This is a genomic window from Serratia sp. S4 (assembly GCF_000347995.1).
In the GTDB taxonomy this organism is placed as follows: domain Bacteria; phylum Pseudomonadota; class Gammaproteobacteria; order Enterobacterales; family Enterobacteriaceae; genus Serratia; species Serratia quinivorans.
This window is the reverse complement of sequence record NZ_KB661120.1, coordinates 4,735,975-4,749,311: the sequence shown is the minus strand read 5'-3', so window position 1 is coordinate 4,749,311 and position 13,337 is coordinate 4,735,975. Positions and strand designations below refer to the sequence as shown.

At 55.2% G+C, this 13,337-nt stretch carries 15 protein-coding genes; 2 read left to right on the top strand and 13 right to left on the bottom strand.

The window, feature by feature from the left end; all coding sequences use genetic code 11:
• Positions 1-15 precede the first annotated feature (15 nt).
• On the top strand, positions 16-438 hold the full coding sequence (locus tag SERS4_RS0122870) for a CidA/LrgA family protein (protein ID WP_017894181.1): 423 nt from the start codon (positions 16-18) through the stop codon (positions 436-438).
• Positions 431-1,120, top strand: coding sequence for an LrgB family protein (locus SERS4_RS0122865; RefSeq protein WP_017894180.1), 690 nt, complete (start codon positions 431-433; stop codon positions 1,118-1,120). Before SERS4_RS0122870 ends, SERS4_RS0122865 begins: the two co-directional genes overlap by 8 nt.
• A gap of 111 nt (positions 1,121-1,231) precedes the next feature.
• Here SERS4_RS0122865 and lpxP read toward each other — a convergent pair whose 3' ends face one another.
• The 13 genes from lpxP to SERS4_RS0122800 form a co-directional block, all read right to left on the bottom strand.
• The gene (gene lpxP / locus SERS4_RS0122860) at positions 1,232-2,152 is read right to left on the bottom strand and encodes a kdo(2)-lipid IV(A) palmitoleoyltransferase (protein ID WP_012147119.1); all 921 of its coding nucleotides are present in this window, start codon (positions 2,150-2,152) and stop codon (positions 1,232-1,234) included.
• A gap of 356 nt (positions 2,153-2,508) precedes the next feature.
• The gene (fis, locus tag SERS4_RS0122855; protein WP_000462905.1) at positions 2,509-2,805 is read right to left on the bottom strand and encodes a DNA-binding transcriptional regulator Fis; all 297 of its coding nucleotides are present in this window, start codon (positions 2,803-2,805) and stop codon (positions 2,509-2,511) included.
• 21 nt (positions 2,806-2,826) lie between these two features.
• Positions 2,827-3,792 carry a tRNA dihydrouridine synthase DusB gene (gene dusB, locus SERS4_RS0122850; RefSeq protein WP_037410551.1) on the bottom strand — a complete coding sequence of 322 codons (966 nt, stop codon included), beginning with the start codon at positions 3,790-3,792 and terminating at the stop codon, positions 2,827-2,829.
• Positions 3,793-4,178: 386 nt separating this feature from the next.
• On the bottom strand, positions 4,179-4,913 hold the full coding sequence (locus SERS4_RS0122845) for a carbonic anhydrase (protein ID WP_017894178.1): 735 nt from the start codon (positions 4,911-4,913) through the stop codon (positions 4,179-4,181).
• 186 nt (positions 4,914-5,099) lie between these two features.
• The gene (gene prmA, locus SERS4_RS0122840) at positions 5,100-5,981 is read right to left on the bottom strand and encodes a 50S ribosomal protein L11 methyltransferase (protein ID WP_017894177.1); all 882 of its coding nucleotides are present in this window, start codon (positions 5,979-5,981) and stop codon (positions 5,100-5,102) included.
• Between the two features lie 12 nt (positions 5,982-5,993).
• On the bottom strand, positions 5,994-7,439 hold the full coding sequence (gene panF, locus SERS4_RS0122835) for a sodium/pantothenate symporter (RefSeq protein WP_012147115.1): 1,446 nt from the start codon (positions 7,437-7,439) through the stop codon (positions 5,994-5,996).
• Positions 7,429-7,671 carry a YhdT family protein gene (locus SERS4_RS0122830; RefSeq protein WP_026142555.1) on the bottom strand — a complete coding sequence of 81 codons (243 nt, stop codon included), beginning with the start codon at positions 7,669-7,671 and terminating at the stop codon, positions 7,429-7,431. Before SERS4_RS0122830 ends, panF begins: the two co-directional genes overlap by 11 nt.
• Positions 7,672-7,825: 154 nt before the next feature.
• A complete protein-coding gene (gene accC, locus SERS4_RS0122825) occupies positions 7,826-9,175 on the bottom strand; it encodes an acetyl-CoA carboxylase biotin carboxylase subunit (RefSeq protein WP_012147113.1) in 1,350 nt (449 codons plus the stop codon).
• Positions 9,176-9,185: 10 nt separating this feature from the next.
• Positions 9,186-9,650, bottom strand: a complete 465-nt coding sequence (gene accB / locus SERS4_RS0122820; RefSeq protein ID WP_012147112.1) for an acetyl-CoA carboxylase biotin carboxyl carrier protein — start codon at positions 9,648-9,650, stop codon at positions 9,186-9,188.
• Between the two features lie 32 nt (positions 9,651-9,682).
• Positions 9,683-10,135 (bottom strand): type II 3-dehydroquinate dehydratase, encoded by a 453-nt coding sequence (gene aroQ / locus SERS4_RS0122815; protein ID WP_012147111.1) that lies wholly within the window; start codon positions 10,133-10,135, stop codon positions 9,683-9,685.
• 241 nt (positions 10,136-10,376) lie between these two features.
• Positions 10,377-10,976 (bottom strand): protein-methionine-sulfoxide reductase heme-binding subunit MsrQ, encoded by a 600-nt coding sequence (msrQ, locus tag SERS4_RS0122810; RefSeq protein ID WP_012147110.1) that lies wholly within the window; start codon positions 10,974-10,976, stop codon positions 10,377-10,379.
• Positions 10,977-11,978, bottom strand: a complete 1,002-nt coding sequence (msrP, locus tag SERS4_RS0122805; RefSeq protein ID WP_017894175.1) for a protein-methionine-sulfoxide reductase catalytic subunit MsrP — start codon at positions 11,976-11,978, stop codon at positions 10,977-10,979.
• Positions 11,979-12,100: 122 nt separating this feature from the next.
• Positions 12,101-13,078 (bottom strand): MDR family oxidoreductase, encoded by a 978-nt coding sequence (locus SERS4_RS0122800; protein ID WP_017894174.1) that lies wholly within the window; start codon positions 13,076-13,078, stop codon positions 12,101-12,103.
• Positions 13,079-13,337: the final 259 nt, after the last annotated feature.

The window sequence follows — 13,337 nt, the reverse complement described above, 5'->3', positions numbered from 1 at the left end:
TTAAGGTCATCTTCCATGTTACTGGCGTTACGCCACGCTGCTCCTTCTTTGCTGGCCCGCTTGCAGGTGCCTGTCCAGGTTGTTTTATACGCGGTGTTATTTTTGATTGCTGACCGGTTGGTGAAGCAGTTTCACTTGCCGTTGCCCGCCAACATTATCGGCATGTTGATGCTGCTGGCGCTGATTTCGCTACGCATTCTGCCGCTGAACTGGGTCAGGGCCGGTTCGCGCTGGCTGCTGGCCGAGATGCTGCTGTTCTTCGTCCCGGCGGTAGTGGCGGTGGTCAATTATGCCCAGTTGCTGATGGTAGAAGGCTGGAAGATTTTCCTGGTGATTGCCGTCAGCACCACGCTGACGCTGGGCGCGACGGGGCTGGTGGTTGACCGGGTCTATCGACTGGAAGTCTGGTTACAACGGCGAAAACAGCGCGATGAGTGATTTTATCCTGAGCATCGCCTGCTTTGTGGCAACGCTGGCGCTCTATTTCGCCAATAAAAAACTCTACCGCCGCCGTCGAACCTTGCTGTTGATGCCATTGGTACTGACGCCAATGATCCTGGTGCTGTTGCTGGTGGTGACCCATATTTCGTACCAGGACTACATTGGCGAAACGCACTGGTTGCTGTGGCTGCTGGGGCCGGCCACCATCGCCTTCGCGGTACCGGTATACGAGAATCTGCATATTATCCGCCGCCACTGGCTGTCGCTCAGCGCCGGAGTGCTGACGGCAGTGCTGGTGGCCGTTTACAGCTCGGTGTGGCTGGCGCGACTGCTGACGCTGCCGGAAGAGGTGCAGCGTAGCCTGGCAGTGCGCTCCATCACCACGCCGTTTGCGCTGGAGGCGGCCAAACAGATGGGCGGGCAGGCAGATCTGGTGGCGCTGTTTGTGGTGATCACCGGGGTGTTCGGCATGGCGATTGGGGATATTTTGTTCCTGCGGCTGGCGGTGCGCAGCAGTCTGGCGAAAGGCGTCGGGCTCGGGGCGTCATCACACGGTGCCGGTACGGCGAAAGCCTATGAGATGGGGCAGGAAGAAGGGGTCGTTTCCAGCCTGGTGATGATGCTGGCGGGGATTATCACGGTGATTGCCGCGCCGCTGATAGGGCAACTGATGTGGTAAGCCTGCGGCAGCTCGACTGCTCGCGCGTCACTTTCGCCGTTGTGGTTCCTTTAGAGCTACGGCGCACAAAAAAGCCCGGCGTTGGCCGGGCTTGGAAAATCAGGTTTTGGCTCAGTACAGCGACGGGGTACCGGCCGGCCGGGTTTTGAAGCGACGATGCAGCCACATATACTGCTCTGGAGCGCGCATGATCTCTTTCTCAACCACTTTATTCATGTAAGCCGCGGCGGCGATTTCGTCGCTGATAGGGTAATTTTCCAGTGCCGGTTGGATCAATAGATCATAACCACGGCCTTTCTCGCGACGAATCAGAACCACCGGTACCAGCGCCGGCTTGGCCATGCGTGCCAGCATATAGGTCCCGCTGGTGGTAGCGGCCTGATCGACGGCGAACAACGGGGCGAATACGCTGCCGCGTGGGCCGTAGTCTTGATCTGGAGCGAACCATACGGCTTCGCCGCGCTTAAGAGCCTGAACCATGCCGCGCAGGTCTTTGCGATCCAGCATGGCCTTGTTGGAACGCATACGCCCTTTGGTTTGTGCCCATTCCATCGCTTTATTGTTGTGTGGACGGTACATCGCCATCATCGGCTGGCACAGCCCCATGGCACGACCACCCAGCTCCAGCGACATAAAATGCACGCCAATTACCAGTACGCCGCGTTGGTTTTGCTGTGCCGCTTTCAGGTGATTGATGCCGGAAACGTTGAACCAGCGCTTAACGCGCTTATCTGACCAGAACCAGGCCATGCCGGTTTCCAGCAGGCCCATGCCGAGGGATTCGAAGTTACCTGTCACTTTGCGTTCGCGCTGTTCCACGTCCATGTCCGGGAAGCAAAGTTCCAGGTTACGGCGGGTAATGGAAACGCGGCGTTTCAGGAAGCGCATCGAGGTGCGGCCCATCCATATACCGAGCTTATGCAGCACCGGATAGGGGAGTTGAACCAGTAAGAACAGACAGCCCAGCCCGAACCAGGTAAACCAGTAGCGAGGATGTAGCAGGGCCATTTTGAATTTTTGCGGACGCTTCATATGAACTCATTTATGCATTAAAAGGGGCAGCAACCTGTAACGCACAAGGATCCACTTAATTGCGATACGACCACTCAGACACCCAGACATCACTATTGTTTAGCCAGATTCCATAATTGACCAAATCTTTACACTCGAGGGGCGGTTCGCGCTGCTATCAGGCTTCGGAGGGAGGGCTGCAGGCCCGCGAAGGCGGCTCCAGGAATGTATATTGTAACACACAATACGACCTGATAAGCAGGAGTGGCATGCGAATATTCTCATTCGCATTGACCTGAATTTGATAAAGCATCAAAGAAGAAAAAGGCGCCGCCTCTTGCGAGGTTGCGCCTTTTCAACATGCCAACTGACTAGTATCAGTTCATGCCGTATTTTTTCAATTTCTTACGCAGCGTACCGCGGTTGATGCCCATCATCAGGGCTGCACGGGTCTGGTTGCCACGGGTGTATTGCATCACCATGTCCAACAGTGGCTGTTCAACTTCAGCCAATACCAGCTCATACAGATCGTTAACGTCTTGACCATTCAGTTGAGCAAAATAGTTCTTCAGTGCTTGTTTCACCGAGTCACGCAGAGGCTTTTGAGTCACTTGGTCCTGTGAGTTCACGGTAGAAACGGTCAGTACGTCAGAATTTACGCGTTGTTCGAACATAGTTCTGTCAGCTCTTTTTTGTTACGCAAGATTTTCGAAATATGCCTCCAACGCCTCCAGCTGTTCGCTGGCATCCTCTATGGCGTTGAATGTGCGCCGAAACTGGTCATTCGGGGCGTGCTCCTGGAGATACCAGGATACGTGCTTACGAGCAATCCGGAATCCCTTGCCTTGGCCGTAAAAGCCGTGCAATTCCCGAATATGCCCTATCAACAAACGCTTAACCTCGCCAAGTGGCGGAGGGGGCAGCAGTTCCCCAGTGTCCAGATAATGCTGGATTTCCCGGAAGATCCAGGGTCTCCCCTGAGCAGCGCGGCCTATCATCAGGGCATCAGCCCCAGTGTAGTCGAGCACTGCTCTGGCTTTATGCGGGTCAGTAATGTCGCCATTCGCGATAATCGGAATGGAAACACTCTGCTTAACTGCCCGAATGCTGTCGTACTCCGCGTTGCCGTTGAACAGGCAGGCGCGGGTTCGGCCATGAATAGTCAGGGCCTGTATACCACAGTCTTCGGCCAGTTGGGCAATCTCTACACAGTTACGGTGTTCGGGTTCCCAGCCGGTACGGATCTTAAGTGTTACCGGCACATCCACAGCGTTAACTACCGCGTGGAGGATCTGTTTAACCAGATCCGGGTACTGCAGCAATGCAGACCCTGCAAGCTTCCGGTTCACTTTCTTGGCCGGGCACCCCATATTGATGTCGATGATCTGTGCGCCACTGGCCACGTTAATACGTGCCGCGGCGGCCATATCATCCGGATCGCATCCGGCAATCTGCACGGAACGGATCCCTGGTTCATCGCTATGGACCATACGCAGACGCGACTTATCCGTCCGCCACACCTCCGGATTGGAGGAGAGCATTTCGGATACAGCCATCCCAGCACCCATTGCATGACATAGGGCTCTAAATGGGCGATCTGTAATGCCGGCCATCGGGGCCGCAATCAAGCAATTTGTAAGCTGGTGGTGTCCAATGCGCATAGACAAAGAGTAACCATACTGTGTCCGCAAGGGCGCGTATATTACGCATTTTTGCGTTGAGATGAAAGGCCAAACTTTGACCAATCAGGCGCTATTCGGCAATAAAAATGCACCTCGTCAGGATCTATAAAAATATTATATATATTTAACAATGAGTTGACGAAATTTGGTCAATTAGTGCTCGATAAAATATTCCCAACACAACAGAATTTTATCTGTATTGAGTCTCGATTCAGCTGGATATCGGCAGCGATATAGGCCATTTGTCAGGGTATTGCGTTGAGAAGGGGCACAATTACGCTGAAATCGCGTGGTGAAGGTTTCGATTAAAAACGCATTTGTTCACCGCCGGGGATCAAATCGGCGGTGAAGTTATTCCGACAGCCTTAGTCGATGATCACGCGGCCGTTCAGCGCCTGTAGCGGGCGATTGTTCGCATGGTGTACTACGGCGCGGAATTGAGCGATCTGCTCGGCAGAGGCGCTTACAGGCTTATCCAGCACCATCCAGCTTACCCCTTCGGAACAAGGGGGTGTGGTTAACGAGCCGCTGAACCGATAGAAGTTAAAGTTTTGGGGCAGCAACGCCTTGATATCCAGCGGCGTGGTCAGTACTGCGGGCTGATCGACGGCGGTCGGCATCTGCCGCCAGGCCTGTGCCAGCTGCGGGTTGGCTTTGCCTTGCTGGAACATTAATGCCAGGACTGCCAGTTCACCCTCTTGGTCTTTATAAACAAAGTGCGCCTCAAGGGGGAATTGCTTGCCGTCAATTTCGTTTTCGCTGGGGGCGTGGAAGTGAAATTGTTGCAGCGTGAAGGTGTCGTTATCCAGTACCAGGGTATTGCCGCCGCTGACGTTTACCTGCACGGTATGACCGTTATTGACGATCTGCTGTTTGCCTGGTTGGAAAGCCAGTTTCAGTTTGTCGTGCTGGGTTTTCAGAGCACCCTTGATATTCACCGGAGACTGATTTTTACCGGTTTCGCACAGCGAAAAGTCCGGAGAGAGTTTTCCCCAGTGTGCCGGATCTTCCTGACCTTCATAGCCCCAATGGGCTTGCTCTGTGGCGTTGGCCGAAAATCCGGCGATCAGTAAAGCGGCGAGTAATAATTTCCCTTTCATTGCCAATCCTTATTGAAAAATCGTTAATTGTCTTTGGCGGACAGCGGCTAAAAAAATCGGCTGCGATCGCGCCTGCAGCAGAATACGCCTGCTTTTTATCAGGATAAATCAGTGAAATCTTGGGGCGAAAAAAAACCACCGTAACTTGTTAAGTTATCGGTGGTTTTTATAGGAACAAAAATATGATTATTTGCGTTGGCCGGTGATGCGACACCATTCCTCGCGTTCTGCTACCGGGTCGAGCGTGAATTTATCTTCATAGGCTTGCGCCACGCTCGCTGCCTGGGTGGCCAGCACGCCGGACAGGCCCAGATGGCCGCCGGACTTCGGCAGGCAGCCAATCAGCGGTGCCAGCTCACGCAATGGACCGGCCAGAATATTGGCAACGACCACATCGGCCAGCAGTTCGGCAGGCTGATCTTTTGGCAGATACAGCTCCAGACGCTCTGATACGCCGTTACGCTGCGCGTTGTCGCGACTGGCCTGAATGGCCTGGGGATCGATATCGATGCCGATAGCGCGCGCTGCACCGAGCTTCAGTGCGGCAATCGCCAGAATGCCGGAACCACAACCGAAGTCGATAATGGTCTTACCGGCCAGATCCAGACCATCGAGCCACTGCAAACACAGCGCCGTCGTCGGGTGGGTGCCGGTACCGAACGCCAGGCCCGGGTCGAGCATCACGTTAACCGCATCCGGATCGGGCACGTCACGCCAGCTTGGGCAGATCCACAGACGCTGGCCGAAACGCATCGGGTGGAAGTTGTCCATCCACTCGCGTTCCCAGTCTTTGTCTTCCAGCTGTTCAATCTTGTGGCGGAAACCGGCGCCCAGCAGTGGATGCTGTTCCAGCATTGCCACCACTTCGGCCATATCGGTTTCAGCGTCGTACAGTCCGATCACATCGGTATCGCCCCACAGCAGGGTTTCGCCCGGCAGCGGTTCGAACACCGGATTGTCGTGAGTGTCCTGAAAGGTCACCGATACTGCGCCGCTTTCAACCAGCGCGTCGCTCAGGTCTTCTGCCTGGCTGCCGGTGGTGTTCAGTTTGAGTTGGATCCAAGGCATAACAATTCTCTTTTAAGAGGGTAATGATGACGCCGTCCGGCGTTTTTCGCCGACGAGGTTACCGATATAAAATGCCAGCAGGCTAAGCAGCAGCGAAGGCACGATAGGGTGCAGCCCCGCCAGTTGCAGATTAAAGCTGGCCAATAGCGTATAGCATACCGCACCCGTCACCATTGAGCTAAGCGCTCCCTGTGCGTTGGCGCGCTCCCAGTACAGGCCCAGCACCAGCGGCCACAGGAATACCGCCTCCAGGCCGCCGAACGCCAGCAGGTTTAGCCAGATGATCATTTCCGGCGGACGCCATGCCGCCAGCAGCACCAAAAGCCCGAGGATCAAGGTGGTCAGGCTGGAAAAGCGTTTGATCAAGCGTTCGTTCTGCATCTGCTGCGGCCGTACGCCAAGGTAGAGATCTTTAATAATAGTGGCGGAAGACTGCAGCAGTTGGGCATTAATGGTCGACATGATGGCCGCCATCGGTGCTGCCAGGAAGATGCCGGCAGCATACGGCGGCAGCACGGTGATCATCAACGTCGGGATCACCTGATCGGGGATCTTCAGATCCGGCAACACCGCGCGGCCCAGCGCACCGGCCAGATGCATACCGAACATCAGCACTGCCACTACCATGGTACCGAGGATGATACCGCGGTGTACCGCTTTGCTGTCTTTGTAAGAGATGCAGCGCACCGCAGTATGCGGCAAGCCTATCACGCCAAAGCACACCAGGATCCAAAACGAGGCCATAAACGGCAGGCTGAGGATCTGTTCACCGCCCTGGGGTGACACCAGCGCCGGGTCAATTTGGTGGAGTTTGTCCACCGCGCTGTGCAGGCCGCCAGCGGCGTGGATCACCGCCACCAACAACAGCACGGTGCCGATCAACATGACCAGGCCCTGCATGGCATCGTTCAGCACGCTGGCACGAAAGCCGCCAAAGGCGGTATACAGCGCGATGCTGACGCCAAAGATCAGCAGGCCGGTGTCGTAAGGGATGCCGGCAGCGGTTTCCAGCAGGCGGGCACCGCCGATAAACTGCACCGTCATGGCCCCCAGGAACGCCACCAACAGGCTAAGACTGGCCAGCCAGACCAACAGGCGGCTTTGATAGCGCCCGTACAGCATGTCGTTCAGGGTGATGGCATTGTAGCGACGCGCCAGAATGGCGAATTTCTTGCCCAGCACACCGAGCGATAACCATACGGCGGGCAGTTGGATCATCGCCAACAACACCCAACCAAGGCCATATTTATAGGCGGCACCGGGGCCACCGATAAACGAACTGGCGCTGATATAGGTTGCGGTCAGCGTCATGGCCAGCACAAAGCCACCCATCGATCGGCTACCCAGGAAGTATTCGCTGAGGAAATTACCTGTCTGACGGCGGCTGTAAGCGTAAACCGACAGCCCAAACACCAGCAGCAGATAGGCAACCAGCGGCAAAATAACTTCAGTTTGCATCGCCGTCCTCCAGCGAAATATTGCGGAATACGCCACGCACCATCAGCCAACACAGGCCGATAAACAGCAGTGGTACCAATAAGCAGGCCATTTCGAACCAGTGTGGCAGGCCGGTAATACCAGATTCACTGTCCGGCAGGTAGGCCGCCAGCGACCAGGCCAGCAGATACAGCAGCGTCAGACCGAGCGCCCATCGTGCTTCGCGGTGGGCTTGAATAAAGCGTGTTTCCATCAGTGTTCCCCATAGGTTTACGGTGATGGTTTTGCCAAAGGTAAGGAATTCTACGGCAAGGCCGGCTTTTGCCAAGCCGTTACCGTGCCTGAGATGAAAAAGAAAAAGGCCGGTGATTAACCGGCCTTCTGTCAGGCGAGGTGGATTGCCTGCCTTAGGTTTCCTGCAGACCGAGCTTCTTCTCCAGATAGTGGATGTTGGTGCCACCGTGCTGGAAGTTTTCGTCGCTCATGATCCGCTGCTGCAGTTCAACGTTGGTTTTGATGCCATCGATGATCAGCTCAGCCAGGGCGTTCTTCATGCGGGCAATCGCCACGTCACGGTTTTCACCGTAGGTGATCAGTTTGCCGATCATGGAATCATAGTACGGCGGTACGGTATAACCGGCGTAAATATGAGATTCCCAACGCACGCCGAAACCGCCTGGCGCATGGAAACGGGTGATCTTGCCTGGGCTTGGCAGGAAGGTGTTCGGGTCTTCGGCGTTGATACGGCATTCCACCGCATGGCCGTGAACCTTCACTTCATCCTGTTTGATCGACAGCGGCTGACCGGCAGCGATACGCAGCTGCTCTTTGATCAGATCCACGCCGGTGATCATTTCGGTAACCGGGTGTTCAACCTGAATACGGGTGTTCATTTCGATGAAATAGAACTCGCCGTTTTCGTACAGGAACTCGAAAGTCCCCGCACCGCGGTAGCCGATCTCAACACAGGCTTTCGAGCAGCGCTCGCCGATGTAACGGCGCATTTCGCTGGTGATGCCTGGTGCTGGAGCCTCTTCAACCACTTTCTGGTGGCGACGCTGCATGGAGCAGTCGCGCTCGGCCAGATAGATGGCGTTACCCTGACCGTCTGCCAAAATCTGAATTTCGATATGGCGTGGGTTTTCCAGGTATTTTTCCATGTAAACCATGTCATTGTTGAAAGCCGCTTTGGCTTCAGCTTTGGTCATGGAAATGGATTGTTCGAGGTCTTTGTCGCTGCGCACAACGCGCATGCCACGGCCGCCGCCGCCGCCAGATGCCTTGATGATTACCGGGTAGCCGATGCGCTTGGCGAAGGCACGGTTTTTATCCATGTCGTCGGTCAGCGGGCCATCAGAGCCTGGTACGCAAGGCACGCCTGCTTTCTTCATGGCGTTGATGGCAGAAACCTTGTCGCCCATCAGGCGGATGGTTTCGGCTTTCGGGCCGATGAAGATAAAGCCGGAACGTTCGATCTGCTCGGCGAAGTCGGCGTTCTCAGACAAGAAGCCGTAACCCGGGTGAATCGCCACTGCGCCGGTGATTTCCGCTGCAGAGATGATGGCCGGGATATTCAGATAGCTTTTTACCGATGGCGCAGGACCGATACACACGGTCTCGTCAGCCAGCAGCACGTGTTTCAGATCGCGATCTGCTGTGGAATGCACGGCAACGGTTTTGATACCCAGCTCTTTACAAGCACGCAGGATACGAAGCGCGATCTCGCCACGGTTGGCGATAACAATTTTATCAAGCATGTTCGCCTCGTTATTCGATGACGACCAGTGGCTCGTCAAATTCTACCGGTTGGCCGTTCTCTACCAGAATGGCTTTCACCACGCCGGATTTATCCGCTTCGATCTGGTTCATCATTTTCATGGCTTCAACGATGCACAGCGTGTCGCCGGCATTCACTTTCTGGCCAATTTCGATGAAGGCTTTCGCATCCGGGCTTGGCGTGCGGTAGAAGGTGCCGACCATTGGAGAACGGACGATGTGGCCACTCATGGCCGCTGGTGCTGCAGGGGTTTCGGCTGGCGCGGCAGCAACGGCAGTAGCCAGTGCTGGCTGCGGCTGTGCCGGCATTGCGTATGCCTGCGGCATCATTGGGTAAGCCTGTGCCGGGGCGGCACGGCTGATGCGAACTGACTCTTCGCCTTCAGAGATTTCCAGTTCAGAAATACCTGATTCTTCAACCAGTTCGATCAGTTTCTTGATTTTACGAATATCCATGAGTGTGATTCCGTACTCTTTTTGCGTAGCAATTAGTGGGTTTTCGACAGACGGTTAACCGCTGCCTGTAAAGCAAATGTGTAGCCATCTGCGCCGAGGCCGCAAATCACACCCACCGCAATATCGGAAAGGTAGGAGTGATGGCGGAAAGGTTCTCGGGCATGCACGTTGGAGAGGTGGATCTCGATAAACGGGATCTGCACCGCCAGCAATGCATCGCGCAGCGCCACGCTGGTATGCGTGAACGCGGCAGGGTTGATCAGAATAAAATCTGTGTTGCCGCGTGCCTGATGTATGCAGTCGATAAGCGCATGTTCAGCGTTAGACTGCAGATGGCTCAGGGTAATATCCAGTGCGGATGCCTGGTTTTCCAATCCGTTAACAATCTCTGTTAGCGTCGTGCTGCCGTACTTCTCCGGCTCACGCGTCCCCAGCAGATTCAGATTGGGGCCGTTCAGAAGCAAAATGTGAAACTTATCCGCCATTGTGCTGGTATCTCCGGCAATAAAACCATCATCGTAGAAAATAACCCGATGTCACCGATTTGTCACCTGTTAAGGGGACAATTCACCCTGAGAACAGAAACAAGGTCGGGCATTATAACGATATCGTAGCAATTCGCAGCTAAATACTGGTCTTATCAGCGAAGATATTCAACCCAAAACCTGCAAACTGATGAGGGTGTTATCGCATTATGAGGGGTAGAACACAGAAAAGTTCCGCCTTTTAACGCCACCAATTACGGAATTTCTTGTAGCGTAGTGCCAGCAGCACGACGGCCAGCAGGGCATAAATGAAGGGCTGTGGCGAAAAGGTTTTGACCGACCACAGGTAGTGAATCGGTGCCAGGATGGCCACCAGGTACACCAGATTATGCAACGTCTGCCATTTGGCCCCCAGTTTGCGCATGGCCCACAACGTCGAGGTTGCCGCCAGTGCCAGCAGGATCAGCCAACTGATGATGCCGAGCGTCAGGTAAGGGCGGGTGACCAGTTCACGCCCCAACAGGCCAATATTGCTCAGTCCCAATTCAAGCGTCGAATAGCTTATCAGATGCAGCGTCCCCCAGGCAAAACACCACAGGCCCACCAGGCGGCGGCAACGGATCAACAGAGGCTGGCGGGTATAGCGTGCCAGTGGGGCGATCATCAAGGTTGCCAGCAACAGTTTCAGCGTCATCCTGCCGGTAAAATGCTGGATATCCTTGGCCGGATCGGCGCTGAACCAGCCCTGATCCACCGACAGCACCAGCCAGAGAAAGGGCAAAAATGCCGCCAGATAAATGGCAACCTTGATCCCTTTGATATGGGTTGGAGTCAAACGCACTTAGAAATTCTCCCGTAGATCCAGGCCACGGTACAGCGATGCGACCTGTTCCGCATAGCCATTAAACAGCAGGGTGGGTTGGCGTTTAACGTCCAGAATGCCGCCGGAACCGATAAAACGCTCGGTGACCTGCGACCAGCGGGGATGATCGACGTGCGGATTCACGTTGGCGTAGAAGCCGTACTCATTAGGTGCAGACTGATTCCAGGTGGTCGGCGGCTGATCGCGCACCAGGCGGATATGGACGATCGACTTTATCCCCTTAAAACCGTATTTCCATGGGGTGATCAAGCGCAGCGGTGCGCCATTTTGCGGCGGCAGCGTTTTGCCGTACACGCCGACGGTCAGCAGTGCCAGCGGGTTCATCGCCTCGTCGAGACGCAGCCCTTCGACATAGGGATACTTCAACCCGCCGCCGATAAAGCGGTCTTTCTGGCCGGGCATCTGTTCCGGGTCGTACAACGTCTGGAAAGCGACGTAACGCGCATTGCTGTTGGGTTCTGCCAGCTTGATCAGTTTACCCAATTCAAAGCCAATCCACGGCACCACCATTGACCAGGCTTCAACGCAGCGCATGCGATAGATGCGCTGTTCCAGCGGGAAGCGTTTGATTAAATCATCTATGTCCAGCGTGATGGGTTTGGCGACTTCGCCGTCGATGCGCACCTGCCAACCTTCGGTTTTCAAGCCGCCGGCATTGGCTGCCGGATCGGCCTTGTCCAGACCGAATTCGTAGAAGTTGTTATAGCCGGTGACTTTATCTTCGGGCGTCAAGGCCAACTGGGCCTGCCAGGCGGCAGGTTTGCTGAACTCCAGCGGTTTACCCGGCGGTGCCTTGGGCCGATCGTTACCCTTAAACCATGACAGCAAATCGGCCTGTGCATTATGCGGCAGGGCCAGCGATGCGGCGGTAATGCCCAACGCCTGCAACACTTTGCGTCGCTGATAAAATACGCTCTCTGGCGTGACATCGGCCTCAGTGAGTTTTCGTTGTTTGCTCATGGTATTTTCTCCGCAATTTATGGTGTAAGCATGGCGTGAAACCAGGCCTTATGCGAGAGGCGGAGGGAAAATATGAAATTTCGCAGACGGGATAGGCCCCCGTTGCGGGGGGGCCGTCAGACTCAGCGGATTTTTACCAGGGTGCGACCGGTAACTTTGTTGTCCAACAGTGCGGCAGCCGTGGCCGGTGCCTGCTCCAGCGTGATTTCCTGGGTGGCTTGCTGGTAGAAGCTGTCCGGCAGGATACCGGCCAGGCGCTCCCAGGCGGTTTGACGGCGATGCAGTGGGGTGTGCACCGAGTCGACCCCTTGCAAACGAACATTGCGCAAAATAAATGGCATCACCGTGGTCGGCAGGTGATAACCACCGGCCAGGCCACAGGCGGCGACCGTGCCGTTATAGTTCATTTGCGCCAAAACCCGCGCCAGCATAGTGTCGCCGACGGTATCCACCGCACCGGCCCACAGTTGCTTTTCCAGTGGGCGCGGAGCTTCGAGATAGCCGTCACGCGACAGTACTTCTTTGGCACCGAGCGCTTTGAGGTAGTCGGTATTGCTTTCACGGCCGCTGATGGCCGTGACGTGATAGCCCAGCGCCGCCAGAATAGCGACCGCCGTGCTGCCGACGCCACCGCTGGCACCCGTAACCAAAATGTCGCCGTCATCCGAATGTACGCCGCCTTCTTCCAGCGCCATCACGCACAGCATGGCGGTAAAGCCGGCGGTACCGAGGATCATCGCTTTACGTTCATCCAATCCGTTTGGCAACGGCACCAACCATTCCCCGGAGACACGCGCCTGCTCAGCCAGGCCGCCCCAGTGGTTTTCACCCACGCCCCAGCCGGTAAGCACCACGCTTTGGCCTTCTTTAAAGCGATCGTCGCGGCTTTGGCGCACGGTACCGGCGAAGTCGATGCCTGGCACCATCGGAAAGTTGCGCACGATTTTGCCTTTGCCGGTGATCGCCAACGCGTCTTTATAGTTAATGCTGGACCAATTAACGTCGACCGTGACATCGCCGTCGGGCAGTTGGTCACTGTTGATATCTTTGACGCGAGCCAGAGTTTGATCGTCTTGTTGTTCCAATAACAGTGCACGCATGTCACTCTTCCTCTTGTTTGCAATTTTGTCATGGATGGCTGGATCCGATTTAATTGACTATATGCATATAAGAAATTTATGTCCTGATAAAAGACAAAAAAGGGTGATTGAAGGTTTTCTTCGTTGATGATGCTTGGTAGTTTGGCGGCATGAACTGCCGGCGATGATCGTCAAGGATACGCCAGTGACTAATTAAAAATCAGGGTATTGTGTTGGATTCTTTTGAGCGGATTCGGGGCCTTTATACGACCAAAGGTGA

Excerpts from the sequence above, each read along its gene's own strand:
- aroQ (WP_012147111.1), bottom strand. The coding sequence starts at position 10,135 with ATGGCGGATAAGTTTCACATTTTGCTTCTGAACGGCCCCAATCTGAAT.
- accC (WP_012147113.1), bottom strand. The coding sequence starts at position 9,175 with ATGCTTGATAAAATTGTTATCGCCAACCGTGGCGAGATCGCGCTTCGT.
- lpxP (WP_012147119.1), bottom strand. The coding sequence starts at position 2,152 with ATGAAGCGTCCGCAAAAATTCAAAATGGCCCTGCTACATCCTCGCTAC.
- SERS4_RS0122870 (WP_017894181.1), top strand. The coding sequence starts at position 16 with ATGTTACTGGCGTTACGCCACGCTGCTCCTTCTTTGCTGGCCCGCTTG.
- SERS4_RS0122830 (WP_026142555.1), bottom strand. The coding sequence starts at position 7,671 with ATGGAAACACGCTTTATTCAAGCCCACCGCGAAGCACGATGGGCGCTC.
- SERS4_RS0122845 (WP_017894178.1), bottom strand. The coding sequence starts at position 4,913 with ATGAAAGGGAAATTATTACTCGCCGCTTTACTGATCGCCGGATTTTCG.
- fis (WP_000462905.1), bottom strand. The coding sequence starts at position 2,805 with ATGTTCGAACAACGCGTAAATTCTGACGTACTGACCGTTTCTACCGTG.
- SERS4_RS0122865 (WP_017894180.1), top strand. The coding sequence starts at position 431 with ATGAGTGATTTTATCCTGAGCATCGCCTGCTTTGTGGCAACGCTGGCG.
- msrP (WP_017894175.1), bottom strand. The coding sequence starts at position 11,978 with ATGAGCAAACAACGAAAACTCACTGAGGCCGATGTCACGCCAGAGAGC.
- panF (WP_012147115.1), bottom strand. The coding sequence starts at position 7,439 with ATGCAAACTGAAGTTATTTTGCCGCTGGTTGCCTATCTGCTGCTGGTG.
- prmA (WP_017894177.1), bottom strand. The coding sequence starts at position 5,981 with ATGCCTTGGATCCAACTCAAACTGAACACCACCGGCAGCCAGGCAGAA.
- SERS4_RS0122800 (WP_017894174.1), bottom strand. The coding sequence starts at position 13,078 with ATGCGTGCACTGTTATTGGAACAACAAGACGATCAAACTCTGGCTCGC.
- accB (WP_012147112.1), bottom strand. The coding sequence starts at position 9,650 with ATGGATATTCGTAAAATCAAGAAACTGATCGAACTGGTTGAAGAATCA.
- dusB (WP_037410551.1), bottom strand. The coding sequence starts at position 3,792 with ATGCGCATTGGACACCACCAGCTTACAAATTGCTTGATTGCGGCCCCG.